Below are 24,163 nucleotides of genomic sequence, written 5' to 3'. Positions count from 1 at the left end.
GTCAGCCCACCACCTCGCGAGCAACCCCCTGAAGGACGCTCGAGGGCGTCATGCCAAAGGTTGCGCGGAACGTGCGGCTGAAGTGCGACGAGTCGGCGAACGCGCCCTGCAGCGCCGCGTCGGTCAGGCTCATGAGGGGCCCGGCCCCCGTCATCGCGGCGCGCACCTGGCACCAGATCCGGTAGCTGCGAAAACTCACCCCCGCCTCTTCGCGAAAGAGGTGATTGAAGCGCGAAGGCGATAGTCCGACCGCCTGTGCAAGCCCTCCACGCGCCCAGGGCTGGTCGCCCACGCGGCGCAGCGCCTGCAGGCTGCGCGCCACGCGCGGATCGAGGCCCGCGGCGGCCGTTTCCACGGGAAGGCGCAGAAGCTGCGGCAGGTCGAAGGCCCGCAGGCGCCCCTCCATCGGGCTGCATGCGCCTACGGGGATGGCGACATCGAACAGCACACCGCCTTCGCGCGCCAGCAGCGGCCGCAGGCATTGCACCTCGGGCGCATCGGGCTCCATGTAAACGAGCGCCACCTGCTCGCCGCAAGGGTCGAACACATGTTCGACACCGATGTCCACCAGCACGCTGCGGCAGTGTTCGACCCGACCGTGGGCAAGGTGCACCGCGAAGCGGCCCGACAGGCCCACGAGCAGGGCGACGGCTGCGTGGCGGTGCAGGCCGGTTGCCGCCAGCTCGCCGACGTAGAGCGCCCGGTCAGGCGCCATGGTCAAGCGGTTGCCGCGTGCCATAGCCCAAACGTGCAAGCGGTCCACGTCGCCCGCCGGTAAGGTCGCGCCAGCCTCGGAAGGTCCGCGACAGTCCTGCGGCGCACGACCGATGAATTCACCTGGATCTGCATCGATGAAACGAGTCCTGTTGTTCGCCCTTGTCGGCGCCATCGTGGCGCTGGTCTTCGCATGGCATGCCACGCCTGCGCTCTTCCTGCACCCGCTGCTTTCGGTGAACCGCGGCCTGTCGGGCCTGCAGGCGCACACGATCGGCGCAGCCGGACACCGGGTGCATTATCTTGCCGGCGGCCCCGACGGCGTGGGCACGCCCATCGTGATGCTGCACGGGATTTTCGCGGAGAAGGACCACTGGGTCGAGTTCGCCCGGCCGCTCACAGGCACCTGGCGTGTCATCGCGCCGGACCTGCCGGGCTTTGGCGACAGTGGGCGGCATGCGCACGAGCCCTATCACTACGAAGCGCAGGTCGCCCGGCTGCGCGCACTCCTGGACGCATTGCAGCTGCAGCGCGTGCATCTCGCGGGAAGCTCGATGGGCGGCACGCTGGCGGTGCTCTTCGCGCAGGAATACCCGGAGCGGGTGGCGAGCGTGGCGCTGATCGGCTCGCCCCATGGCCTGCGCACACCCAAGCCGAGCACGATGGATACGCTGATCGATGCGGGCCAGGCGCCGCTGGTCGCCGCAACACCCGAACAGTTCGACCGGATGATGGACCTGCTCTTTGCGCGCCAGCCGTGGATTCCCTTCCCCGTTCTGCAGCGCGCGATGTCCTCAGCGAAGCGCGATGCACCGTCCAATCTGCGCGTGTGGCACGAGCAGCTGCAGCACCGCTACCTGCTGGACGCACGCATCGGCAGCCTGCGTGCGCCGACGCTGGCGCTCTGGGGCGAGGCCGACCAGGTCTTCCATCCGAGCGGCATGCAGCGCCTGCGCGATCACTTGCCCGGCGCCCGCATCGAGGCGCTCCCCGGACTGGGACACCTGCCCATGATGGAAGCGCCGCGCGACACCGCCGAAGCCTACGCGCGCTTCCTGCGGTCCCTTCCGCCGCCGGCTGGCCTTTCGGCCCGTTCTGCGCGGCCTTGAGCTTTCTCCCCAACTTCCTCCACCTGTTCCTGGAACACCATGTCTCCGACTCCTTCCCATTCCGTCGCACGGTCCTTCCTCGAAAGCCGGCAAGCGCATGCACCCCAGCGCCGTAAGTTCCTGTCCTGGTTGTCCGGCGCGACGACCGCTTTGGCCGTGCCGAGCCTTCTCAGCGCGTGTGGCGGCGGCGATTCGGCCGGCAGCAGCGGCGACAAGGAAGTACCCAGCGACGCCCGCACGGTGACGCTCGCAGCCGTGGAGGCCAAGTCCGTCGACCTGGACGCGCAGCCCATGCCTGCGGTGGACAGGCTGCATGCCCTGGCGGCCTTCATGAAGGCCGATCCCGCTTACACCGAAGTCGGCGTCGAGGAAACTGCGCTGTGCGTGTGGGGGGTCTTCGCCGATGGACGGCTGCACATCATCGACAGCAGCAGCCGTCCGGTCCCGGCACCTGCCGTCGCCGAAGACGCTTCCGCCCGGGCAGTCGCGAAGGCAGCCGCGCCGGTGGAGTTGCCGGGCGCAAAGCCTGCGCGGTTGCTGCACTCATTTGGGAACAACTTCGTCGGGCAGGACGTGGTGACGCGGATGTCGTCCTGGCTCACGGCGCAGGACTACGGGGTGCGCAGCGGCCGCGAAGGCGATGCGCGCCTCACCACCTTGCGCAGCGTCAACGGTGACGGCTTCTTCTATATCAACACCCATGGTGGCGTGAAGCGCACCCGCGAGAACGACCCCGCCTCGCCGCTGTTCTTCTCGATCCAGTCCTCCACGCTGGTCGATCCGGCGCTGGAGAACCTGCCTGAGATGCGGGACGACTTCGCCAACCAGCGCCTCACCTACTACAACGCGCCCAACGGCGTCACGTCCACCTCGCGCGACACGCGGTACGGCATCACCGTCCATTTCGTCGAGCGCTACTGGTCTTTCGCGCCCGACAGCGTGGTGATCATCAACGCCTGCAACAGCGCGAACCCACGCTTGGCGTCCAGCTTCCTGAATGCCTGCCTGAACAAGGGCGCTGGCGTGTGCCTGGGCTGGACCGAGGTCGTAGGCGACCCCGCGGTGTACGACGCACCGGCCTACCTGGTCGACCGCCTGCTCGGTGCGAATCAGGAACACCCTGAAGTTCCCAAGCAGCGCCCGTTCGCCTGGGACCCGGTTCTGGCCGAGATGCGCCGCGAAGGCCGCGATGCTTCCCGGCACCCGGAGACGGGCGGCGAAGCGCGCTTCTTCGCGCAGTTCCGGGGCACGGTGCAGACACTGGCGCCCAGCATTCACCACTTGGAGGTCGATGAATTCAAGGGCCTGCTCCTCGTCATCGGCGAGTTCGGTTCGAAACGGGGGACGGTCCGGATCGGCGAGCACGACGCCGTCATCGAGTCGTGGTCACGCAACGAAGTGCGCGTGCGGCTTGCGCAACCTGGCGAAAGCGGCTCCCATGGCCCGGTCGTAGTGGAAGTGGACAAGCACACGAGCAACGCGCGTTGGCTGACGCTGTGGACCCTGCGCATGCGACTGCAACAGCACAGCCCGGGCAGCACGGCTCTCAGGGTCGCGGGGACCTCGACCGTGTTCCTGCGCGGCGACGTTGCGCCGGTGCGCGATCGTCCCGGCCAGGATCCGCAGAAGGTCCGCCGCTATGCAGCGGCGACCGGGAACTCGCACTTTCCGTTGCGGGCCGAAGGCAGCTTCAGCGGAATCACCTGGAGCGGCGACATGAACTACATGGGCGTTCCCTCCAGCTCTCCCGCCCAGGTGCTCTCCTGCCGTGCACTGCTGGACGCGGATGCGGGCGTGGGCGCCATCGGACTGGCCTTGGGTCACGGTCCCGGCGACGGATTTCTCCAATCGATCTCCGGCATTCCGGACAGCCGCTTCGGGGTCAACCTCGGCCTGCTGGACGGATTCGAGCGCTTCCCCAGCACGCAAGACGGCATCCCCGATGTGCCGCTGATGGCGCTGCGGTTCGCATTCGCTGCGGACTACGCCATCCCCGCCAGGCATTTCACGGACGCGGCGATGGCCCTGTCGATCGATTGGGAGCGGGTCGAACCGCTGTCTGCGCCTACGCCAAGGGACCGGATCTAGTCCGGAGTTGCGGGCGATGCCTTCGCGCAGACTGCTGCGCGTGGCGCACGAGTGGCTGCTCGGGCCCGGCAGCAGCAATCCTGCCCCGCGGTCCCCATACCGTGAGGGCCGCTTCCGACCCACGGCGGCCATCGACTTCGACCCGTCGCATATCCGGGTGGGATCGTGACCTGCCCCGCCGGGCTCCGACTGCGCGTGCTGATCACCGACTTGCCGTCCCACCATGCATCCAACTCAGCCCCTGGCCTGGACACAGCCGCTCTAAATCTCGTAGCGACTCACTGCCGCCTCGTCCCACTCGATCCCTAGGCCGGGACCTTGGGCGGTCACGCAGCCGTCGACCAAGGGGCACGGGCGGGCCAGAACGGCCGAACCGAAGTCCATGTACTCCAGCCAATCGCATGTCGGCGTTACGGCCAGCACATGCGCACTAGCCTCAATGAACAGGTGGCTGGACACGGGCATGGATGCTGCTCGCGCCAGGCCCATCACACTGAGCCAGCCTGTCACGCCGCCGATCTTCATCAGGTCCGGCATCATGCGGTCGCAGGCGCCCGCCGTCAGCGCCCGCTCGGCGTCACGCGCGAACCACCAGTTCTCCCCCGTCTGGATCGGTATCGTCGAGCGCGAGCGCACTTGCGCGTGCCCGTGCAGGTCCTCTGCGGCAACCGGCTCTTCCACCCATTCCAGCCCGAACGGCTCCAGCGCCTTCACGCGACGCATCGCCTCGCCAGGAGTCAGGCTCTGGTTGTAGTCCACCATCAACGCCGTCGTGCCGCCGACGATGTTCCGTACTTCACGCACGGTGGCCACGTCGTGGTCCAGCGATCCACCTCCCAGCTTGATCTTGATCCCGCGGAACCCGAGCTCGATGCTGCGTGCGAGTTCCGCCGCATCCTTCGCCGGATCGACGAGGCCCCAGCTGTCGTAAGCGCGAACCGGTCGTGGGGCGCCGCCGAGCAGCGTCGCCACGGGACAGCCAGCCGCCTGGCCAAGGGCATCCCAGAACGCCATATCAAGGCCCGAGATCAACATGCCCAGCAGGCCCTGCACTCCCAACAGCCGGAACTGACGCTCCAACTGCTCCTGCCGCGCCAGCGGTACCACCGGCTGACCGCGCAGCAGGGGGGCCAGCTGCGCTGAAAGCGCGAGCAGCGGCTGTAGCGCGAGCGGCGTGTAGACAAACAGGTAGGCCCGGCCGGTGACACCTTGCCCGGTAGTGACATCGAGCAGCACCAACGGTGACGCGTCGATGCTGCCCGAGGCTGTGCGAATGGGGCGGCTCAGCGGCGCAACCACGGCCCTGGCTCGGATATCGCTGATGACGAGATGGTCCATCCAGAGCCCTTTCAGCTTAGGCCCAGCGTGCAAGTTCGCAGTCTATCCGCGCAGCACAGGCCGCCGCAAAGAAGCCCGTATCACGGTAACCCGCCAGTCATTGCCGACCCAGGGTCGCCCGGCACATGGAGCGCGCGGTGCCCTCCACCCGACCTCATCCAAGCAATCGAGCGCAGCTCATCGAGCACCGCCGCCGTTCCTGCCTCCAGCAAGCCGGGTGCCTAAAGCATGTACCCGATGTCAGAAGCGCCGGTGGGGTAGGCGAACATGGTCGTCTTCAGGTCCTCTGCCGTGAGGCCGTGGCGAATCGCGAGCGCGAAGAGGTTAATCACCTCGTCCACGTGCGGCCCGACCAGGTGTGCGCCCAGGACAAGATCCGTCGCCTCGTCGACCAGGACCTTGTAGCCGTAGACCTTCTCGGCGGCTTGGCGTGCGCTGAACCACGTCGGGACGAGATCGCTCTTCATGCGGAACTTCAACCCACGCGCTCGGGCCTCGGCTTCGGAGAGCCCCACCGCCGCAATCGGCGGCAGGGTGAAGGCCACGCTGGGCACGCCCCGGTAGTCCGGCCGCTGGTGGTTGCCTTGCAGGAGATTCGCCGCCACGGCCTTCGCGTCGTGGCTCGACACCGGCGTCAGGGGCGGCCCCACCGCGGCGGCGTCACCGGCGGCATAGACGGCCGGGTTCGATACGCTTTGCAGGAACTCGTTCAGCTTCAGCCTCCCGCGCTCCACTTCCACGCCGGCCGCCGCCAGGTCGAGCGAGCCCAGCGCGGGAACGCGGCCGGCCGCGTGCAGGACAGCATCGGCCTCGACGGCGAATGGCGCGCCGCCCGCGACGCCCCGCGCGCGAAAGCCGCCTGCCGTCTTCTCGACGCCTTCCACCGAAGCTCCCACGCGAACGTCAACGCCCAGCTCCCGGAACGACGCCATCGCCCAGCTCACGATGTCCGGGTCGAATTGCTTCAACAGCCGCTCGCCGTGCTGCAGGATGGTGACCTGCGCGCCGGCTCTGGCCGCGATGTGCGAGAACTCGGCGGCGACGTAGCCGCCCCCCACCATGGCGATGCGGGGGGGCAGCCGCTCCAATGCCATGAAGCCCTCGTTGTCCAGCAAGTGCTCCTCGCCCGGTATCCCGAGCCGCGCGGGCTCCGCGCCGGTGGCGATCACGACGCGCTTGGCTTCGAGGCGTCCTGCGCCCTCGACCTCCACCGACGCCGGCCCGACGAAGCGGGCCACGCCTTTGAAGGCCTCGATCCCCTTCTCCGCGTAGCGCACCTCGTTCTTCGTCGGCACGGGGTCCGTCAAGGATCGCTTGAACCGGATGAGCTCGCCCCAGTCGATCCGTGCCTCGCCCACGACGCCCTTGCCGCGCATGCGGCGGGCGTGATCAACGGCAGACGCGCCGCCGATCAGCATCTTCTTGGGGTCGCAGCCGCGCAGCGCGCACGTGCCGCCGAAGGGGCGCGAGTCGACGACCGCCACGCGCCACCCGGCGGCCCTGACGCGCATGGAGACGACCATGGCGGCCGTCCCGGTTCCGATCACCACCAGGTCGTACTCGTGGGACATGAGCTGCTTTCGGAGTTGGGCGGCTAACCGCAGCAGCCGCGGCCTTCGGCCTGCACGGGCGGGCAAGACTCGGTGCCATGGGAGCAGAACACGCAGCAGTCGCCCGCCTTCGGTTTCAGGACAGTGCGGCAGCCCTCGCACTCATAGAACCAGAAGTCCTTCGGGATGCGTCGGCGAACTCCGTCGACAGGCGGCGTTTCCGTGTTCATGGCCTAAGGTTAGGTCCGTAGCCCAGTACGGTTCAAGCTCATGGGAGCCGCGGAAAATGACAAGCTCACCATCGGCGGGCTCGCGGCAGCCGCGGGCGCGTCGGTGGAGACCCTCCGCTTCTATCAAGGCCCTGGTGCCCGAGCCCAACCGTCCTCAGGGCGGTATTCGCCGCTGCGGCGACATGCTACGGCGTCACTCGTGAGCGGGACGCTCTGGGGGTGCCCTTGCGCGGTGCGACCTTCAGCTCACTGAAGAACGAATACAGCCGGTCCGCGCTCGCGGACAGGGTGCGGCCCTTGCGGCGAATCAGGCCCACCTTGCGCGTGACCACCGGATCGACCAGCGGCACGCTCGCCAGCAGCGGATGCTCGGCGCCGGGCATGGCGATCGACGGGACCACCGCCACGCCGAGTCCCGCTTCCACCAGGCCGAGCATGGTCGTGACATGCTGCGTTTCATAGATGCTGTGGGGCCGGTCGGCAAGACCGGACAGCGCCTGGTCCAGCAGCAGCCGGTTCCCTGAAGACTTGCTCACCGTGATGTAGTCGTAACGGGCAAGCTCCGACCAGGAGACCTTGCGCTTGCGCGCCAACTCATGGTCACGCCGGCAGGCGGCGACGAAGCGCTCCTCGATCAGGGGGCTGAACTCGATGTCCGGCTCCTGTCCGCCCACGAAGTTCAGGCCAAAGTCGGCGTCGCCTTCGGAGACGGCGCGCAGGACCTCGTTCGCGCTCGCATCCAGGACCCGCACGCGCACCTTCGGATAGCGCTCGTGGTAGCGGGAGATCACCTTGGGCATGAAGTAGTAGGCGGCCGACGGCACGCAGGCCACCGTGACTTCCCCCATTCGGGTGCCAGCCACTCCCCGGATGCCCAGCAAGGTCTGGTCGAGGTCGTCCAACAACTGCTGCACCTTGCGGTCGAACTCGCGACCCACCGAGGTGAGGCTCACCTGGCGGGTGGTTCGTTCGAGCAGGCGCACGCCCAGCGCTTCCTCCAGCTTCTCGATGCGCCGGCTGAAGGCGGGTTGCGACACGTGCAAGGCGGCAGCTGCCTTGCGGAAGCTGCTGAGTTCAGCCACCGCGCGGAACGCCTGGAGGTCGTTGAGGTTGAAGTTGAGGGCCATGCGTCGGATGCTGCCTTTGCAGCTCGTTTGATTGATCGACAGTTTGCATCAATGCATCGGAAATGAGCAATTCACAGGTTCGAGCGAAGAACGGACCATTCGCATCCAGCCGGTTCAAGGCGCACGCGGACCGTCCCCCACACACTTCGCCCCCATTGGAGACACACACATGCAGATCGGAAAATTCCTGGCGCTGAACGCGCTGGCCACCGCCGCGGTCCTGGCTTGCGGCCCGGCAGCGGCTGCCTACCCCGAGAAGACGATCACCATCGTCGTGCCCACCGCGGCCGGCGGCGGCAACGATGCCATGGCCCGGGTCCTCGGGCAGGCGATGTCGGCCAAGCTCAAGCAGTCGATCGTCGTGGACAACAAGGCGGGCGCGAACGGCTCGATCGCCAGCGAGTTCGTGATGCGCGCACCGCCCGATGGCTACACCCTCATGCTGGGCTACATCGCCACGCATGCGATGAACCCCTCCCTGCAGAAGCTGCGGTACGACCCGGTAAAAGACTTCGAGCCGGTAGGCATGATCGGATCGTCGGCCACCCTGATGGTGGTGAACCCCGGCGTCAAGGCGGCCAACGCCGCGGAACTCGTGGCCATCGCGAAGGCCACGCCCGACAAGGTGAGCTATGCCTCCGCCGGCAATGGCACCGCACCGCACTTCGCCGCGGAGATGTTCAAGCTGGCCACCGGCGCGCCCCTGCTGCACATCCCGTACAAGGGATCGGCGCCCGCGCTGAACGACACCCTTGGAGGGCAGACGCAGGTGATGTTCCCCAGCCTGTTCACCTCGGTGCCTTACGTGAAGAGCGGCAAGCTCAAGGCCCTCGGCGTGGCGGGCAACAAGCGGTCGGCCCTCTTGCCGAATGTGCCGACCTTGAAGGAGCAGGGCATCGAGAACGTCGACGTTTCGCAGTGGTACGCCTTGTTTGCGCCGGCCAAGACGCCAGCCGCCACCGTGGAGCAGCTGAACAAGGTGCTCAACGAAGTGTTGGCCGATCCGGCCGTCGTCAAGCGGCTCGAAGAGCACGGCCTGGAGGTGACGAAGATGTCGCCCGACCAGCTGCGCACCTACGTGCAGGAGGAGCAGGTCAAGTGGAAGAAGGTTGTGCAGGCCGCCAAGCTCACCGCGGATTGAGATGAACCGAGTCCTTCCTTGTGTGCTGATGCGCGCGGGCACCTCGCGCGGCCCTTTCTTCCTGAAGGAGTGGCTGCCGCAGGATGAAGAGGCGCGGGACCAGGCCCTCATCGGGGCGATCGGCGCCTCGGATCCGCTGCAGCTCGACGGCGTGGGCGGCGGCAGCACCCTGAACAGCAAGGTGGCCATCGTGTCGCGCTCCAGCCGGCCCGGCTGCGACCTCGACTACCTGTTCGCGCAGGTCGGCGTGGGGCATCGCTCGGTGGACACGCGGCCGAATTGCGGCAACATGCTCTCGGGAGTGGCACCCTTCGCCATCGAGCAGGGTCTGATCGACGCACAGGACGGGACCACGCGGGTGCGGGTCTACAACGTCAACACCGGCTCGCGCATCGACGTCACGGTGCGGACCCCCGGCGGACGCGTGACCTACGAAGGCGAGGCGCGCATCGACGGTGTCGCCGGCACTGCCGCGCCCATCCTGCTGAATTTCCTCGACGCCTGGGGCGCCGTCACGGGCCAGGTCTTCCCCACCGGCCGGCGCATCGACACGATCGACGGCGTCGAGGTGACCTGCATCGATGCGGCCATGCCCTTGATGATCGTGCGCGCCGCCGACCTGGGCGTGACCGGCCGTGAGAAGCCCGAGGCGCTGGACGCCGAGCCGGCGCTGCTGCAGCGGCTGGAAGCGCTGCGGCTGAAGGCCGGCGCGATGATGGGGCTGGGCGATGTCTCGAACAGCGTCGTTCCCAAGCCCGTCCTGGTCAGCGCCGGCGACACGCCGGACAGCATCACCTCGCGGTACTTCACGCCGCGCCGCTGCCATGCGTCGCATGCCGTGACGGGCGCCATCGGCGTGCTCAGCGCCTTCGCGCTGCCCGGTACGGTGGCCAGCGGCGACCATCGCATGCCTGGGCGCTATCCGCTCACGCTGCTGCACCCGGCAGGGCGGATCGACGTCGAGGTGGAGCTGGAAGGAAGCGGCGACAGCGCCCGGGTCACCTCGGCTGCGCTGGTGCGCACCGCGCGCAAGATCATGCAGGGGAACATGCACCTGCCCGAGTACGTGTTCTCGCGCCCGGACGAAGCGCCCGTGGAAGCGGAGGCTGCCGTGTCCCGCCGGCCGGTCACGCTCATCGTGCCGACCCGGGCCGGCGGCGGCAACGACACGATCGCCCGCATCATCGCGGGCAAGCTCGCGCCCTTGCTGGGGCAGGAGGTGCTGGTCGACAACCGCGCGGGCGCGAACGGCGCCATCTCCAGCGAGTTCGTCGCCCGGGCTGCGCCCGATGGCCACACGCTCATGCTCGGCTACATCGGCACGCACGCGATGAATCCGGCCTTGCAGAAGCTCGGCTACGACCCCGTCGCGGGCTTCGTGCCCATCGGACTCATCGGCTCGTCACCGACGCTGCTGGTGACGAACGCGCAGTCGGGCATCGCCGACGTGCATACCCTCGTGCAGCGCCTGCGACGATCGCCGGGCAGCCTGCGCTACGCGTCCGCCGGAGATGGCACGCCGCCGCACTTTGCCGCCGAACTGTTCCAGCTCAGCACGGGCACGCGCATGGAATCCCGCACCTCGCAGGGCGCCGCACCCGCGGTGCTCGACACCATCGACGGCCGCACCCAGCTCATGTTTCCCAGCCTGTTCACGGCCTCTCCCTTCATCGGCGCCGGAACCCTGCGCGCCCTGGCCGTCGCGGGGCCGCAGCGGATCGCGGCGCTCCCCGAGGTGCCGACGCTCGCCGAAGCGGGCGTCGATGGCGTGGAGGTGACGCAGTGGTATGGGCTGTTCGCGCCGGCCGGCACGCCCGCTGCGGTCGCCCTGCGCCTGAACCGGCTGCTCAATGCCGTGCTGCAGGACCCTGAGGTCGTCGCCCGCATGGAGCGCCAGGGCGCCCGCGTGGAGGCCGGACCACCGTCGGCGCTGGCCACGCGCGTGAGTGCCGAACTGCACCGGTGGCAGGCGGTGGTGGCGAAGGGGCGACTGACCACCCACGAGCCGCGCGCCTTTGTCCTTGAAGAAGCGAACTGAACAATCACATGACCCAGGGCCTGACTCACCTGCGAGACTGGATCGGCCGGACCGAGACGGTTCGCGACGCCATTTATCCGACGCCCGTGCGCGCCCTCTCGGCCACCCTGGATCGCCCGGCGGGCGGAGAAGAACCCGGTGCGCTGCTGCCGCCCCTGTGGCACTGGCTCTACTTCCTGCCCATGCACCGCCAGTCGGAAATCGGTTCGGACGGTCATGCCAGGCGCGGCGGCTTCCTTCCGCCCGTGCCACTGCCCCGGCGCATGTGGGCCGGCGGCCAGTTCGAGTTCCGAGCGCCCATCCGGATCGGCGATCGTGCCGTTCGCACGTCCACCATCGACGACGTGACCATCAAGAGCGGGCGCAGCGGCCAGCTGGTCTTCGTCAAGGTGCGGCACGAGGTTCGTTGCGGGGACGCCGCCGAAGCAGCACTGGTCGAATTCCACGACATCGTGTACCGAGAGGCCAAGCAGCCGCACGACGTGCCCCCTCCCCCCCTTGCCGCCCCCACCAGCGCGAGCTGGCGCCGAACCATCGAGCCCGATGACGTGCTGCTGTTTCGCTACTCGGCACTCACCTTCAACGGCCACCGCATCCACTACGACCGCCGCTACGTCACCGAGGTGGAAGGCTATCCGGGCCTGGTGGTGCACGGGCCGCTGATCGCAACACTGCTGATGGACCTGCTGCGTCGCGAGATGCCCGATGCCGATGTGGCCGGCTTCCACTTCAAGGCCGTGCGGCCGGTCTTTGACCTCCATCCCTTCCAGGTGAACGGCCAGCCGGCCGCCGACGGCAAGACCGTGCGCCTGTTCGCGTCGGACCACGAGGGCTGGCTGGCCATGGATGCCACCGCCGTCCTTCGGTGACCGGATCTCCACACAGGAAGCAGAACATGCAGCCGCTGCAAGGTTTGACCGTCGTCACGCTGGAACACGCCATCGCCGCGCCCTTCGCCACCCGTCAGCTGGCCGACCTGGGCGCGCGGGTGATCAAGATCGAACGTCCCGGATCGGGCGACTTCGCGCGCGGCTACGACGAGCGCGTGCGCGGCCTGTCGTCGCACTTTGTCTGGACAAATCGGTCCAAGGAAAGCCTCACCCTGGACGTCAAGCACCCGCAGGCCGCGCGCATCCTCGAGCGGCTGGTACTGGAGAAGGCGGACGTGGTCGTGCAGAACCTGGCACCCGGCGCCGCCGCGCGCCTGGGGCTGGGCTATGACCGGCTCGCGCCACTCAAGCCGAGCTTGATCGTGTGCGACATCTCCGGCTATGGCGATGACCCGCAACGCACCGGCACGTACCGCGACAAGAAGGCCTATGACCTCCTGATCCAGAGCGAGTCCGGCTTCGTCTCCGTGACCGGAACGCCCGACGAGCCGGTCAAGGCCGGGCCGTCGATCGCCGACATCGCCGCGGGCATGTACGCCTACAGCAACATACTGGCCGCGCTGCTGCAGCGTGGGCAGACCGGCAGGGGCCGGCGCATCGACATTTCCATGCTGGAGGCGCTGGTCGAGTGGACGAGCTACCCGCTGTACTACGCGTTCGAGGGTGCAGCACCCCCGCCTCGCACCGGTGCCAGCCACGCCACCATCTATCCGTATGGCCTGTTCCCCGCAGGCGATGGCACCCATGTCATGCTGGGCTTGCAGAACGAACGCGAGTGGGTGAGCTTCTGCGACAAGGTCCTGCAGCGGCCAGAGCTGGCGCAGGACCCGCGCTTCACCGCCAACTTCAGGCGAGTGGCTCAGCGGGATGCGCTGCGGGCGATCATCGTCGAGGCTTTCATGCCGCTCACGGGTGCGCAGGTTGTCGAGCGGCTCGAAGCAGCGCAGATCGCCAGTGCCCAAGTCAACACCATGGACGACGTGTGGCGGCACCCGCAGTTGAAGGCGCGCGGCCGCTGGACCGAGGTCGGCTCGCCTGCGGGCCCCTTGCCGGCCCTGCTGCCTCCGGGCAGCTGGGATGATGGTCCGCGCATGGACCCCATCCCGGCACTGGGCGAGCACACGGACCTGATCCTGCGTGAACTGGGGTATGCCCCCGGTGCGATCGCGGCGCTGCGCGAGGCCAAAGCCGTTTGAGGGTGAGCACGATGTCCAACCCCGTTCAGGCGGCTCGCACCTTCCTCTTCGTGCCGGGCACGCGACCGGAGCGTTTCGCCAAGGCACTGGCCATGGCGGCCGACCCGGATCGACCGGCCGGTCGTGCTGCAGGCGCAGCGCACCCTCGGCTGGCGCGCGAGTAACCCGCATGCGCCAACCCCTTCAAAGACGTACCACCATGGCAGCCACCATCATCGATTCGCGCATCTTCGGCGATATGTTCAGCGACCGCCGCATGCGCGAGGTCTGGTCCGACGAGAACCGCACCGCCAAGTACCTGGACATCGAGCGAGCACTGGCCAAGGTGCAGGGCGAGCTGGGCATCATCCCGCGCGAGGCGGCCGACGAGATCGTCCGCAACTGCAACCTCGGGCAGATCGACTGGGCCAGGCTCAAGGCCAAGACCGAGCAGATCGGCTATCCCATCATCGCCGTCGTCAATCAGATCAACGAGAACTGCCGGGACGGCCTGGGCGAGTACTGCCACTGGGGCGCCACCACGCAGGACATCACCGACACCGCCTGCGTGCTGCAGATGCGCGAAGGCCTGGCCCTGGTCGAGCAGGACCTCGACGAGATCGCCGACGCCTTGGCCGCGCTGGCGCGCAAGTACCGCGATACGCCCATCATCGGCCGCTCCAACCTGCAGCAGGCCACGCCCATCACCTTCGGCTACAAAATGGCGTGCATCCTCGCGGGCATCGACCGCCATCGCGAGCGCCTGCAGCAGCTCAAGCCGCGGGTGCTGATGGGGGAGTTCGGCGGCGCGTCCGGAACGCTGTCCTCGCTGGAGAAGGGCGCCATGCAAACGCAGGCCGCCTTGATGAAGGAACTCGGCCTGGCCCAGCCGCTGATTTCCTGGCACACCGTGCGCGACACGATCGCGGAAGTCGGCGCCTTCCTGGGCCTGGTCGGCGGCTCGCTCGGCAAGATCGCCATGGACGTGAAGCTGATGATGCAGACCGAAGTGGCCGAGGTCTTCGAGCCCTATGCCTACGGCCGCGGATCGTCATCGACCATGCCGCAGAAGCGCAATCCCATCTCGTGCCTGTACATCCACGCCAACGTTTCGGTGGCCCGGCAGCACGCGGCCGCCTTGATGGACGCGATGGTGGCGGACCACGAGCGCTCCACCGGGCCCTGGGAAATCGAATGGGTCTCACTGCCCGAGATCTTCTGCCTGATCTCCGGAGCGCTCATGCAGACCAGGTTCGTGCTCAAGGGGCTGGAGGTGGACGCGAAGCGCATGCGCGCCAACATCGACCTGACGCACGGGCTGGTGATGTCCGAGGCAGTGATGATGGGCCTGGGTCCCTTCATCGGCCGCGAGGTGGCGCACGACCTGGTGTATGACCTGTGCCGCAGGGCCCTGGCCGAAAGCCGGCCGCTGGTCGAGGTGCTGTCGGAGACACCGGAGATCACGCGGCACGTGAGCCGGAGTCAACTGGAGGCGATGTGCGATCCGGTGAACTACCTCGGTCAGGCAGGGGTGATGGTGGATCGGGTTTTGGAGGGGCGGCCCTGAAGGCGCTGCGGTTCAAGGGGAGGCCGATGGTCCATGGCGTCCCGCCCGTCCCGGGCGCACGCCCACCTTGCGCAGCGCCTGCGCGAAGGCCTGCACGAGCGGGGCTGGCGCTTGCTCCGTACGACGCGTGTACAGGCCCAGCGAGGGTAGCGCCACGCCCGGCGTGACGGCCAGCCGGCGGACTTCACCGCGAGCGAGTTCGTCGCGCGCGTGTTCGAAGCGGACCGCCGCCAGGAGGGTGGAATCCAGTCGCAGCACGGTTCCCACGGAGACCGACGAAAGCACCTCGATGGCCGGCTCGGGCGGCTCCAGCCCGTGGTTGAGGAAAGCGGTCATCAGCGCCTGCCGCACCAGCGTGTCCCTGGGCGGCGCGACCCAGGGCAGCGCATGCACATCGGCCCACCGCAGCTTGCGCGTGCGCGCCAGGACGTGCCCCGCCGCGCACAGAACGCACAGTTCGTCCTCCAGCAGCAGCTCGGGTTTGAGCAGGGACAGCAGGTCGCTGGTCAGCACCTCGGGGGTGATGGCGCCGAACACGCAGTCGAGCTCGCCATCGAGCAGGCGCTGGATCATGTCGCGTACACGGCCCTCGTGGATCTGCACGCGCGCAGCCGGCATGTGCTCGCGCAGCCGCACCACGGCCTGGGGGACCGCTGCCGTCACCGACAGGGTACCGATGCGAAGCACGCCGTCGGCCCCGTTGCGCAGCGCGTCCACCTCGTCCTTGCCGTGCGCCAGCTCGCCCAGCATGACCCTGGCGCGGTAGGTCACCGCCTGGCCCAGCGCATTGGGGGACAGGCCCTGAGCACTGCGCTCGAACAGGCGCGCACCGAACCCGGCTTCCAGCTCGCCGAGCATCTTGCTGAGCGCCGGCTGGCTCAGGTGCAGGCGGCCGGAGGCGGCTCGCATGGTTCCGGCCTCGGCAAGGGCCACCAGCAGCTCGAGGTGGCGCAGCCGCAGGCGACGCACGAGGTAGTCGGGACGTTCAGTCACTGGGCGATGTTCGAATGCCTTGCAGCCGGTGATCAGGAAGGGCGATCAGGAAAGGTGATCAGCCGTTCCGGATTATCGAATTTTCAGCGAATGCGTTGCGGCCTATCGTGCAGCCATGTCCACTGCCTCTTCCGGCCCCGCCGGTCCCGCCGCGGCACCGCTCGCGGGCGTGCGCGTCATCGACCTGGGCCAATACATCGCCGGCCCCGGGGCCGCCATGGTGCTCGCCGAACTGGGCGCCAGCGTTACCAAGATCGAGCCGCTCGCCGGTGACCAGGCGCGTCACATCGGCCGCTACGGCGAATCGATGGTCCGCGCCTACAACCGCGGCAAGCGCTCGATTGCGCTGGACCTCAAGAGCGACGCCGGACGGGAAGTGGCGTGGCGGCTGATCGCCGGCAGTGACGTCGTCATCCAGAACCTGCGGCCAGGCGCCGTGGACAAGCTCGGGCTCGGGCCCGCCGAGGTCCGCACGCGGCATCCGCGGATCATCTACCTGTCCATCGCCGGCTTTCCGGGTGCCGGGCCGTCCCGCGACCGGCCGGGCTACGACATCGCGGCACAGGCAGAAAGTGGCCTGATGTCGGTCACGGGCGAGCCTGACCGGCTGCCGCAGAAGGTGGGCGTGCCCATCGTGGATGCCGCGGCCGCTCACGTGGGCGCGCAGGCCGTGCTGGCCGCGCTGTACGGGCGCGAGCGCACCGGCCGGGGCGAGACGCTGGAGACCTCGCTGCTGGAGACCGCGCTGCACCTGCAGGCGGCGACCTGGTGCGAGTACCTGGGCGGCGGCCCCGAACCGACCCGCATTGGCGACGGCCAGCCCCACAACGCGCCCGCTTCCGACGTCGTGCCCACGCGTGACGGCCACATCGTGCTGTCCGCCTATGCCGAGGAGCACTGGCGCCGGTTCTGCCGCGTGATGGGGCGCGAGGAGCTGGCCAGCGATCCGCGCTTCGCCACCAACGCCAGCCGCGTGGCTCATCGCGCCGAGCTGCGCGCGGTCCTGAAGGACTGCTTGTCCGGCTACAGCAGCGAGGAATGCGTGGACCTCCTGGGGCGCAACCAGATCGTCACCGGCGCCGTGCGGCGGTACAGCGACGTGCTGGCCGGAGCCGACATGCAGGCGAGCGGCATGGTGGTCGACGCCCGTGGGGCGGAAGGCGGCGGCTATCGGGCTCTCGGGCTGCCGTATCGCCTGGGGCAGGCGCCGCAGCCCGCGCCGCCGGCGGCGCCCGAATGCGGTGCCGATGGCGCCGCCGTGCTGGCCGATGCAGGCTATACCCAGGAAGACATCAGTGCCCTGCGCGCCGCTGGCGTGGTCGCCTGAATCGCCATGAACACGACATCGGCTCCCCTCCCCGCCCGCGAGGCGGCGCATGCTGCGGTGATCCAGACGCTGCCCCTGTACGAGATGATGCGCATGCGAGCGGCCACGACCGCGCGCCGGCATCCCCGGCTCGGCTTCGCCAGTGACGACCGCGCGTCCCGCATGCGCTGGGTGAACCAGTTCACGCACACCCATCGCAAGCTGGGGCCGGACGACCGCGAAGTCGTGAGTCCGAACAACGACACCGTGTACAGCAATGCCTGGCTGGACCTCTCGCAGGGGCCCGTGCTGATCGACACGCCCGACATGGGCGACCGCTACTGGGTGCTGGGCCTGCTGGACGCCTGGACCAATCCCTTCGCCTACGTCGGCCGGCGCAGCACCGGCAACCGGCCCCAGCGCACCCTGGTGCACGGCCCGGGCTGGGGCGGTGTAGTGCCTGCCGGCGTGGACACCGTGATCGCGGCGCCGGGTCAGGACGTGTGGATCATCGGTCGCATCCTGGTGGACGACGACCCTGCCGACCTGGCGCTCGTGCGCGAACTCCAGCTGCGCATCGCCGCGCTCAGGCTCGACGGCAGCGACGCGGCCATGCGCGTCGACACGCGGCTCGATGGCGGCACGACCAACGCGCCAGATGCATCCCTTTATCGCGCCATCGTCGACGAGGCGCTCGCCCGCAATCCGGTGCCCCGGGGCGAGAAGCTGGCTTGGCCCGTGGACCCGGACGAGCTGGCCTCGGCCTTGCCGCGCGTCTTCGAGCAGCTGCGCCAGGCGCAGCAGCCGCACGCCCTGGGCGGCGGCTGGGCGCTGCAGGTCGCGGTGCGTGAGCACTGGGGCGACGATGTGCTGACCCGCGCGCGAATCGCGCGCAATTTCATCGGCGCGCTCGGCATGGAAGAGGCCATGTACCCGACGGCGGAAGTGGACGCCGACGGCGAGCCCCTGCACGGATCGCACGCCTACGCGCTGCGCTTCGAGCACGGCCACGGCCTGCAGGTGGGCGCCTTCTGGTCGCTCACCATGTACCGCCGCAGCGACTGCCTGTTCGTGGCCAACCCGATCGGGCGCTACTCCATCGGCGACCGCACGCCCGGCCTGAAAGAGGAGGCGGATGGCAGCCTGGTGATCCGCCTGCAGACGGATGATCCGGGGCCGGGCTTCAACTGGTTGCCGGCACCGCACGATGAACCGTTCTACGTCGTGCTGCGCCTGTACCAGCCGCGCGCCGACCACCTGCAGTACCGCTATGCCTACCCCCCCCTGCGCCGACTGTGAACCGGCCGCAGGGGAGCCGAACGACCCACCAAAGGAGACACGCATGCACCCCATCACCCGCCGCCACCTGCTGGGCGCCGCCGCCGCGGCGACGCTCGCACCCCTGAACCTGCCCGCCCTGGCGCAGGCCTGGCCCACCCGCCCCGTCAAGCTGATCTGCCCCTATGCCCCGGGCGGCTCCAGCGACATCCTCACGCGGGTGCTCGGCGATGCCTTGACACAGCGGCTGGGGCAGTCCCTGGTGGTGGAGAACCGTGCCGGCGCCGGCACGCGCATCGCCAACGAATACGTGGCCAAGGCGCCTGCCGACGGCTACACCATCCTCCATGCCGCCGCACCCATCGCCATCGGAGAGGCGCTGTACCCGAACCTGCCCTACGACCTGCACAAGAGCTTCGAGCCCATCGTCAGCACGGCCATCGCGCCGCTGTTCCTGGTGGTCAACGCCGAAGCGCCCTACAAGACCGTGGCGGAGTTCGTACAGTGGGGCAAGGCGAACCCGAAGGGCTTCACCTTCGGCTCGCCCGGCTCCGGCTCGGCGCCCCACCTCACGGCCGAAATGTTCATCCGCGCCAGCGGCGCGAAGGGCCTGGTCGCCCAGTTCAAGGGAGATGCGCCGGCGTACACCGAGCTGCTGGCCGGCCGCATCGATGCGACCCTCACCGCCATTTCCACCGCGGTGCCGCACATCCAGGCCGGCAAGCTGCGTGTGCTGGCGGTCGCGAACGAGGCGCGCACGCCCCTGCGGCCCGAGGTGCCGACCTTCGTCGAGTCGGGCTTCAAGGACGTCGTGGGCTACGGCTGGTACGGCCTCATGGCCCCCGCGGGAACGCCAGCGGCGGTGGTGCAGCGCCTGAACACGGAGGCGAACGCCGCGATCGCCGACGCCGAGGTCAAGAAGAAGGCGGAAGCGGCCGGCCTGCAGCTGAGGGGCGGTACGCAGGCGGCCTACAAGGCCTTCCTGGAAGCCGAGGCGGCCAAGTGGGCGCAGGTGATCAAGGCAGCCGGGATCAAGGGCGAGTGACCCGGGGCTGCCTCAGGATCTCCCGCGCCATCACGATCTTCATGATCTCCGTGGAGCGCCGCGTGCACCGCAGGCCCGAGGCACGGCGGGGTGCCGCGCGAGTTGCCTATCATTGCGGCTCTTCAATTCCATTTCCATGCAGCAACTCATGACCCTGCTCGCCCGCCCTCTTCGCTCCCTCGGCTTCGCCGCTGCCCTGGCCGTGGCCACCCTGCCTGCCGGCGTCCTGGCGCAAGGAACGCCCGTGCCCGGCACCTACAAGATCGACCCGGCCCATTCGGGCGCGTTCTTCGAGGTCGGCCACCTGGGCGGGATCAGCCGCTTCATGGGTCGGTTCAACGACATCTCGGGCGAAGTCGTCGTGGACGCGCCCGCCAAGAGCCGCGTCAAGGCGGACATCAAGACGGAAAGCGTCGACAGCAACCACGAGGGACTGGACAAGCACCTCAAGAGCCCCGACTTCTTCAGCGTCGTGCAGTACCCCACCATGAGCTTCGCCTCGACGGCCGTGGCACTGAACGCCTCCGGCGAAGGCACGCTGGCCGGCAACCTGACGATCCGCGGCGTCACCCAGCCCGTGACCTTCAAGCTCAAGCAGATCGGGGTCGGCAAGGGCATGCGCGGCGACGACCGCGTGGGCTACGTGGCCACGACCACCATCAAGCGCTCCGACTTCGGCATGACCTACGGCGTGCCGAAGGCGGCCACCGACGAAGTGGACCTGCGCATCAACATCGAAGCCATCAAGCAGTGATGCCCCGCGAGCCAATGAGACGGCGCCGGCCGGAGGCTGCGCATGCCTGATACCGGCTTTGTCGTGCCGCTGCTCTGGCAAAGCGCCCTCCTGCCCTTCCTGGTCGCGCTCGCCGTGCTGGCCGCAGTGGGCAAGGCGGGCGCCACCGGCGCCGCGGCCCCGGCCGCCGTTGCGGCTGGCGTGCTCGCGTCCTTTGCAGCGGCGCTCGGTGGGCAGTGGTCGCCGGCTCCCAAGGTGGCCTTGGACTGGCTGCCGTGGATCGTGCTCGCGGCCGCCGTGCTGGCGGTCGCCATTGAAGCCGCGAGCGCCGCGGCGACGCGCGGTGCGGCCCGCGCGGTGGTGGCCTTGGGGGCATGCGCACTGACCGTATGGCCGGCAGCCGCCAGCCTCGAGTTGGCGCAGGTCGTGCTCGTGGCGATCGTCGCCGCTGCGCTGATCGTTCTGACCTGGACCGCACAGGCCCGCGGTGGCTTGGGCGGGCCGGTTCAGCCGCTGCTCCTGGCCGTCATTGCCGGTGGCGCGGGGCTGGCGCTGCTCGTGGACTCGAGCCAGTCGGTCGGCCGGCTCGCAGGCGCGCTCGGCTGTGCGCTCCTGGGCTGTGCGCTGCTCGCCCGGCGCTGGCCGTTCACGCCCTCGGCGGCCGGACTCGCCGTGCTGGTGCTGGGCGTCCTGCTGTTGAACGCCTACGTCTACGCCGGCTTTCCGCTGCACTACCTGGCCCTGCTGTTCGTGGCGCTGTTGGCCGCCCCGGTGGTCGGCGCCCTGGCACGCTCCCGAGGCACGAGCGGCTCCCCGGTGGGCCGCAACGCCCTGGCCGCCGTGCTGGCCACGCTACCCGTGGCGATCGTCGTGGTCCTGGCTGTCAAGGCCATGCAGGACGCCGGCGGCTACTGATCCGCGATGCCCCTGGCTCATGACATCAGCCCAGGGGCAGCGTCAGGGTCTCGATCCAATTGGGACCAGGGCCAAGCCCGATGCGGTCGCACGGCGCCAGGTCGCCGGTGCGGGGGTCGAGCGCCAGCGAACTGAGGTGATGGCTGGCCTGTCCGGCTACCAGGACATGGCGGCCGTCCGGTGACAGCTGCATGCCGCGTGGTTGCGCTTCGACGTCGGCCTGCGCGCGCAGCGCGAGCAGGCCGTCATCGCGCTCGACCGCGAACACGCTCAGGGTGGAGGAACGGCGCTCGGTCGCCAGCAGCCAGCGGCCGTCGGGCGACAGCCGCAGCTCGGCAGCCCATGGTTCCCCGGAGAAGCCCGCCGGCAGGCATGAGACGCGCTGCAGCGCGGTGAGCGCGCCAGTGGCGGGCTCGCAGCTGAATACGTCGATGCCTGCATCGAGCTCGTTGAGCAGGTACAGCCGCGTTCCTTGGGCGTTGAACACCAGGTGCCGAGGGCCGGCGCCGGGGCGCACCGCGATCACGGGCGGTTCGGTGGGCGTGAGCGCGCCGGTCTGCTCGTCGAAGAGGTATCGATGCAGGCAGTCTGCCCCCAGTGCGGTGGCGAGGACGAAGCGGTTGGCCGGATCTGCGACGACGCAGTGGGCATGGCGGCCGGTGGGCCACACCCGGTCAGCGCCGAACGCCCTGCCCTGCGGGTCAACCGGCCCCACCGCAACGCAGTCGCCGCCATAGGAGGCCGACAGGAGCCACCGTCCGCTTCGATCACAGGACAGGTAGGCCATGCTCTCGGGCAAGGGGGCTTCGTGCACGCATTCCAGATCGCCCTGCGGCGCAATGGCCAGCGTGACCACCGCCAGCGGCTCGCTGCGGCGGGCCACGTACAGGCACCGCAAGCGCGGGTGGCGGGCCATCGGCATCAGCATGCCGCCCAGGGCCAGCACCTGTCGCCGCTGCAGTCTGCCGCTGACGGCGTCCAGCGACAGCGCGTGGATCTCGCCGCTGTCGGCACAGGAGACGAGCACCAGGCTGCTCATCGCGGCCAGCCCTTCACAGGCCCATGGCGCGCGGCAGCCACAGCGACAGCGCGGGCAGGTAGGTCACCATCATCAGCACCAGGAACAAGGCGACGAAAAAGGGCATCATGGCCTGCGTCACCACGCCGATCTTGAGCTTGGCCACCGCGCTGCCGACGAAGAGCACGGTGCCCACGGGCGGGGTGATCAGCCCGATGCCCAGGTTGACCATCATGATCATCCCGAAATGCACGGGGTCGACCCCCAGCAGCTTGACCACCGGCAGCAGGATCGGCGTGAGGATCAGGATCAGCGGCGACATGTCCATCAGCGTTCCCAGCAGCAGCAGCAGCACGTTGAGAAGCGCCAGGATCACGTACTTGTTGTCCGACAGGCCGGTGATGAAGCCGGTGATCTTCATCGGCACCTGCATCAGCGTCATCATGTAGCCGAAGGCCGCGGCGAAGCCGATCAGGATCATGACCACGGTCACGGTCTTGACCGTGCGATGGACCAGCTTGGGCAGGTCGCGCCACTTGTAGTCGCGATAGACGAACATGGTCACGAAGAAGGCCCACAGCACGGCGATGGATGCCGACTCGTTGGCGGTGAACACACCGGACAGGATGCCTCCCAGGATGATGACCATCGTCATCAGTCCCCACATGGCTTCGCCGGCGATCTTGAGCGCCTGGCGCAGCGGGATCACCTCGCCCTTGGGATAGTTGTGCTTGCGGGCCTTGAGCAGGCACAGCGCCGCCAGCGTGAGCCCCATCAGCAAGCCTGGCACCACCCCGGCCATGAACAACGCAGCGATCGACACGGAACCGCCTGCCGCAAGCGAATACAGCACCGCGTTGTGGCTGGGCGGAATCAGGATGGCCTGCACCGAGCCGCTGACCGTGACGGCAGTGGCAAAGGGTCGGGGATAGCCCTTCTTCTCCATCTCGGGGATCAGCACCGTGCCCACCGAGGCCGTGTCGGCCACCGAGGAGCCGGAGATCGCACCGAAGAAGGTGGACGCCAGGATGTTCACCAGCGACAGCCCACCGCGGATGAACCCCACCAGCACCCCGGCAAAGGCAACCAGCCGCCGTGCCATGCCGCCCTCGGCCATGATGGCGCCCGCCAGCACGAAGAAGGGAATCGCCAGCAGGGAGAACTTGTTGACCCCGGCGGCGATCTGCACCATCACCGCGTCCAGCGGAATGTCGATCCACAGCGCGCCGACCAGCGCCGCCAGGCCCAACGAATAGGCGACCGGCACGCCGATCAGCATGAGCAGCATGAAGCTGCCGATCAGGACGACAGCGTCCATGTCAGTGCCCTCCCTCGGCAGCGGCGCCGCTGACCAGCGGACGGCCGTCCTGCGGGCCGTGCAGGCGCCGCTCGATGACGAACAGCAGCGTGGCCAGGCTGCCGATCGGAAGCGCGGCATAGGTGACGCCCACCGGCAGCCAGGGCAGCTCGGCCACCGACTGGCCCAGGGTCGCCAGGCACAGGCGCGTGCCGTACCAGGCCACGAACGCACTGGCCACCATCACCAGCACGTCCACCGCGGCGGCGGCGAGCGACTGCAGCGGACGCGGGAGCACGTCGGTCAGCATGGTCACGGCGATGTGCGCATTGGCGCGGTACCCGGCAGCCGCGCCGATGAAGGTGAACACCATCATCAGCAGGATGGCGATGGGCTCGGGCCACTGCGAGCCGGTGCCCAGAACATACCGCGTGAACACCCCCCACGGAATGATGAGCGACATCAGGAAGATCGCAAGGCCCGAGGTCCAGACGCAGGCGAGGTAGAGCCTGTCCATCAGGCGCGTGTAGGGGTGGTCCATGGTCTAAGCGGTGATGTGCATGCGTTGCGATGCGCGACCGCCCGGGCGAACCGGGCAGTCATTGGCTTCC

General features: G+C 68.7%; 23 protein-coding genes. 14 read left to right on the top strand and 9 right to left on the bottom strand.

The features are described from left to right. Position 1: 1 nt before the first annotated feature. Entirely contained in the window at positions 2-739 is a 738-nt protein-coding gene (locus EZ242_RS02035; protein ID WP_135283433.1) for a helix-turn-helix transcriptional regulator, read from the bottom strand. Between the two features lie 112 nt (positions 740-851). Here EZ242_RS02035 and EZ242_RS02030 point away from each other — a divergent pair, with 112 nt between their 5' ends. Genes EZ242_RS02030 through EZ242_RS21895 form a run of 3 tightly spaced genes read left to right on the top strand, consistent with a single transcriptional unit; the run spans position 852 to position 4,080 of the window. Continuing rightward, a complete protein-coding gene (locus tag EZ242_RS02030; protein WP_135283432.1) occupies positions 852-1,823 on the top strand; it encodes an alpha/beta fold hydrolase in 972 nt (323 codons plus the stop codon). A 39-nt stretch (positions 1,824-1,862) separates the two neighbouring features. After that, the gene (locus EZ242_RS02025; protein ID WP_135283431.1) at positions 1,863-3,911 is read left to right on the top strand and encodes a hypothetical protein; all 2,049 of its coding nucleotides are present in this window, start codon (positions 1,863-1,865) and stop codon (positions 3,909-3,911) included. Positions 3,912-3,927: 16 nt separating this feature from the next. Beyond that, entirely contained in the window at positions 3,928-4,080 is a 153-nt protein-coding gene (locus EZ242_RS21895; protein WP_167784607.1) for a hypothetical protein, read from the top strand. A gap of 92 nt (positions 4,081-4,172) precedes the next feature. On the opposite strand, the gene EZ242_RS02020 is transcribed toward EZ242_RS21895, so the two are convergent. The 4 genes from EZ242_RS02020 to EZ242_RS02000 form a co-directional block, all read right to left on the bottom strand. Further along, positions 4,173-5,249, bottom strand: coding sequence for an enolase C-terminal domain-like protein (locus EZ242_RS02020; RefSeq protein WP_135283430.1), 1,077 nt, complete (start codon positions 5,247-5,249; stop codon positions 4,173-4,175). 221 nt (positions 5,250-5,470) lie between these two features. Next, entirely contained in the window at positions 5,471-6,820 is a 1,350-nt protein-coding gene (locus EZ242_RS02015) for a dihydrolipoyl dehydrogenase family protein (protein WP_135283429.1), read from the bottom strand. Positions 6,821-6,843: 23 nt separating this feature from the next. Then, positions 6,844-7,029, bottom strand: coding sequence for a GDCCVxC domain-containing (seleno)protein (locus tag EZ242_RS22305; protein WP_135283428.1), 186 nt, complete (start codon positions 7,027-7,029; stop codon positions 6,844-6,846). A 185-nt stretch (positions 7,030-7,214) separates the two neighbouring features. Further along, positions 7,215-8,156: a LysR family transcriptional regulator gene (locus EZ242_RS02000; RefSeq protein ID WP_135283427.1), complete on the bottom strand. Its 942-nt coding sequence runs from the start codon at positions 8,154-8,156 to the stop codon at positions 7,215-7,217. 169 nt (positions 8,157-8,325) lie between these two features. Here EZ242_RS02000 and EZ242_RS01995 point away from each other — a divergent pair, with 169 nt between their 5' ends. The 6 genes from EZ242_RS01995 to EZ242_RS01970 are packed head-to-tail and all read left to right on the top strand — an operon-like array spanning position 8,326 to position 14,967. Beyond that, positions 8,326-9,297 (top strand): Bug family tripartite tricarboxylate transporter substrate binding protein, encoded by a 972-nt coding sequence (locus tag EZ242_RS01995; protein ID WP_135283426.1) that lies wholly within the window; start codon positions 8,326-8,328, stop codon positions 9,295-9,297. 1 nt (position 9,298) lies between these two features. Then, positions 9,299-11,335 (top strand): 4-oxalomesaconate tautomerase, encoded by a 2,037-nt coding sequence (locus tag EZ242_RS01990; RefSeq protein WP_135283425.1) that lies wholly within the window; start codon positions 9,299-9,301, stop codon positions 11,333-11,335. A gap of 8 nt (positions 11,336-11,343) precedes the next feature. Continuing rightward, the gene (locus EZ242_RS01985) at positions 11,344-12,204 is read left to right on the top strand and encodes an HTD2 family dehydratase (protein ID WP_135283424.1); all 861 of its coding nucleotides are present in this window, start codon (positions 11,344-11,346) and stop codon (positions 12,202-12,204) included. A 26-nt stretch (positions 12,205-12,230) separates the two neighbouring features. Continuing rightward, positions 12,231-13,421, top strand: coding sequence for a CaiB/BaiF CoA transferase family protein (locus EZ242_RS01980; protein WP_135283423.1), 1,191 nt, complete (start codon positions 12,231-12,233; stop codon positions 13,419-13,421). An 11-nt stretch (positions 13,422-13,432) separates the two neighbouring features. After that, on the top strand, positions 13,433-13,585 hold the full coding sequence (locus EZ242_RS22580) for a hypothetical protein (RefSeq protein ID WP_338101440.1): 153 nt from the start codon (positions 13,433-13,435) through the stop codon (positions 13,583-13,585). A 35-nt stretch (positions 13,586-13,620) separates the two neighbouring features. Continuing rightward, complete coding sequence (locus EZ242_RS01970) at positions 13,621-14,967, top strand: class-II fumarase/aspartase family protein (RefSeq protein ID WP_135283422.1); 1,347 nt, start codon at positions 13,621-13,623, stop codon at positions 14,965-14,967. Between the two features lie 12 nt (positions 14,968-14,979). On the opposite strand, the gene EZ242_RS01965 is transcribed toward EZ242_RS01970, so the two are convergent. Next, entirely contained in the window at positions 14,980-15,960 is a 981-nt protein-coding gene (locus EZ242_RS01965; protein WP_135283421.1) for a LysR substrate-binding domain-containing protein, read from the bottom strand. A gap of 115 nt (positions 15,961-16,075) precedes the next feature. Between EZ242_RS01965 and EZ242_RS01960 the strand changes: the two genes are divergently transcribed. The 5 genes from EZ242_RS01960 to EZ242_RS01940 all read left to right on the top strand — a co-directional run bounded on the left by EZ242_RS01960 (position 16,076) and on the right by EZ242_RS01940 (position 21,237). Further along, positions 16,076-17,287, top strand: a complete 1,212-nt coding sequence (locus tag EZ242_RS01960) for a CaiB/BaiF CoA transferase family protein (protein WP_135283420.1) — start codon at positions 16,076-16,078, stop codon at positions 17,285-17,287. Positions 17,288-17,293: 6 nt separating this feature from the next. After that, positions 17,294-18,565, top strand: a complete 1,272-nt coding sequence (locus EZ242_RS01955; RefSeq protein WP_135283419.1) for a DUF1254 domain-containing protein — start codon at positions 17,294-17,296, stop codon at positions 18,563-18,565. Between the two features lie 43 nt (positions 18,566-18,608). Next, complete coding sequence (locus tag EZ242_RS01950; RefSeq protein ID WP_135283418.1) at positions 18,609-19,589, top strand: Bug family tripartite tricarboxylate transporter substrate binding protein; 981 nt, start codon at positions 18,609-18,611, stop codon at positions 19,587-19,589. Between the two features lie 136 nt (positions 19,590-19,725). Then, positions 19,726-20,343 (top strand): YceI family protein, encoded by a 618-nt coding sequence (locus tag EZ242_RS01945; RefSeq protein WP_205960578.1) that lies wholly within the window; start codon positions 19,726-19,728, stop codon positions 20,341-20,343. Between the two features lie 42 nt (positions 20,344-20,385). Further along, positions 20,386-21,237, top strand: coding sequence for a hypothetical protein (locus EZ242_RS01940; RefSeq protein ID WP_135283417.1), 852 nt, complete (start codon positions 20,386-20,388; stop codon positions 21,235-21,237). Positions 21,238-21,262: 25 nt separating this feature from the next. Here EZ242_RS01940 and EZ242_RS01935 read toward each other — a convergent pair whose 3' ends face one another. The 3 genes from EZ242_RS01935 to EZ242_RS01925 are packed head-to-tail and all read right to left on the bottom strand — an operon-like array spanning position 21,263 to position 24,093. After that, positions 21,263-22,276 (bottom strand): lactonase family protein, encoded by a 1,014-nt coding sequence (locus EZ242_RS01935; RefSeq protein WP_135283416.1) that lies wholly within the window; start codon positions 22,274-22,276, stop codon positions 21,263-21,265. A gap of 13 nt (positions 22,277-22,289) precedes the next feature. After that, on the bottom strand, positions 22,290-23,573 hold the full coding sequence (locus EZ242_RS01930; RefSeq protein WP_135283415.1) for a TRAP transporter large permease: 1,284 nt from the start codon (positions 23,571-23,573) through the stop codon (positions 22,290-22,292). Position 23,574: 1 nt separating this feature from the next. Continuing rightward, complete coding sequence (locus tag EZ242_RS01925; RefSeq protein ID WP_135283414.1) at positions 23,575-24,093, bottom strand: TRAP transporter small permease; 519 nt, start codon at positions 24,091-24,093, stop codon at positions 23,575-23,577. Between the last annotated feature and the right edge of the window lie 70 nt (positions 24,094-24,163).

The organism is Ramlibacter rhizophilus (assembly GCF_004681965.1).
Taxonomy (GTDB): Bacteria; Pseudomonadota; Gammaproteobacteria; order Burkholderiales; family Burkholderiaceae_C; genus Ramlibacter; species Ramlibacter rhizophilus.
Note: the sequence above shows the minus strand (reverse complement) of the source record. Positions and strands in the feature narration are given on the sequence as shown.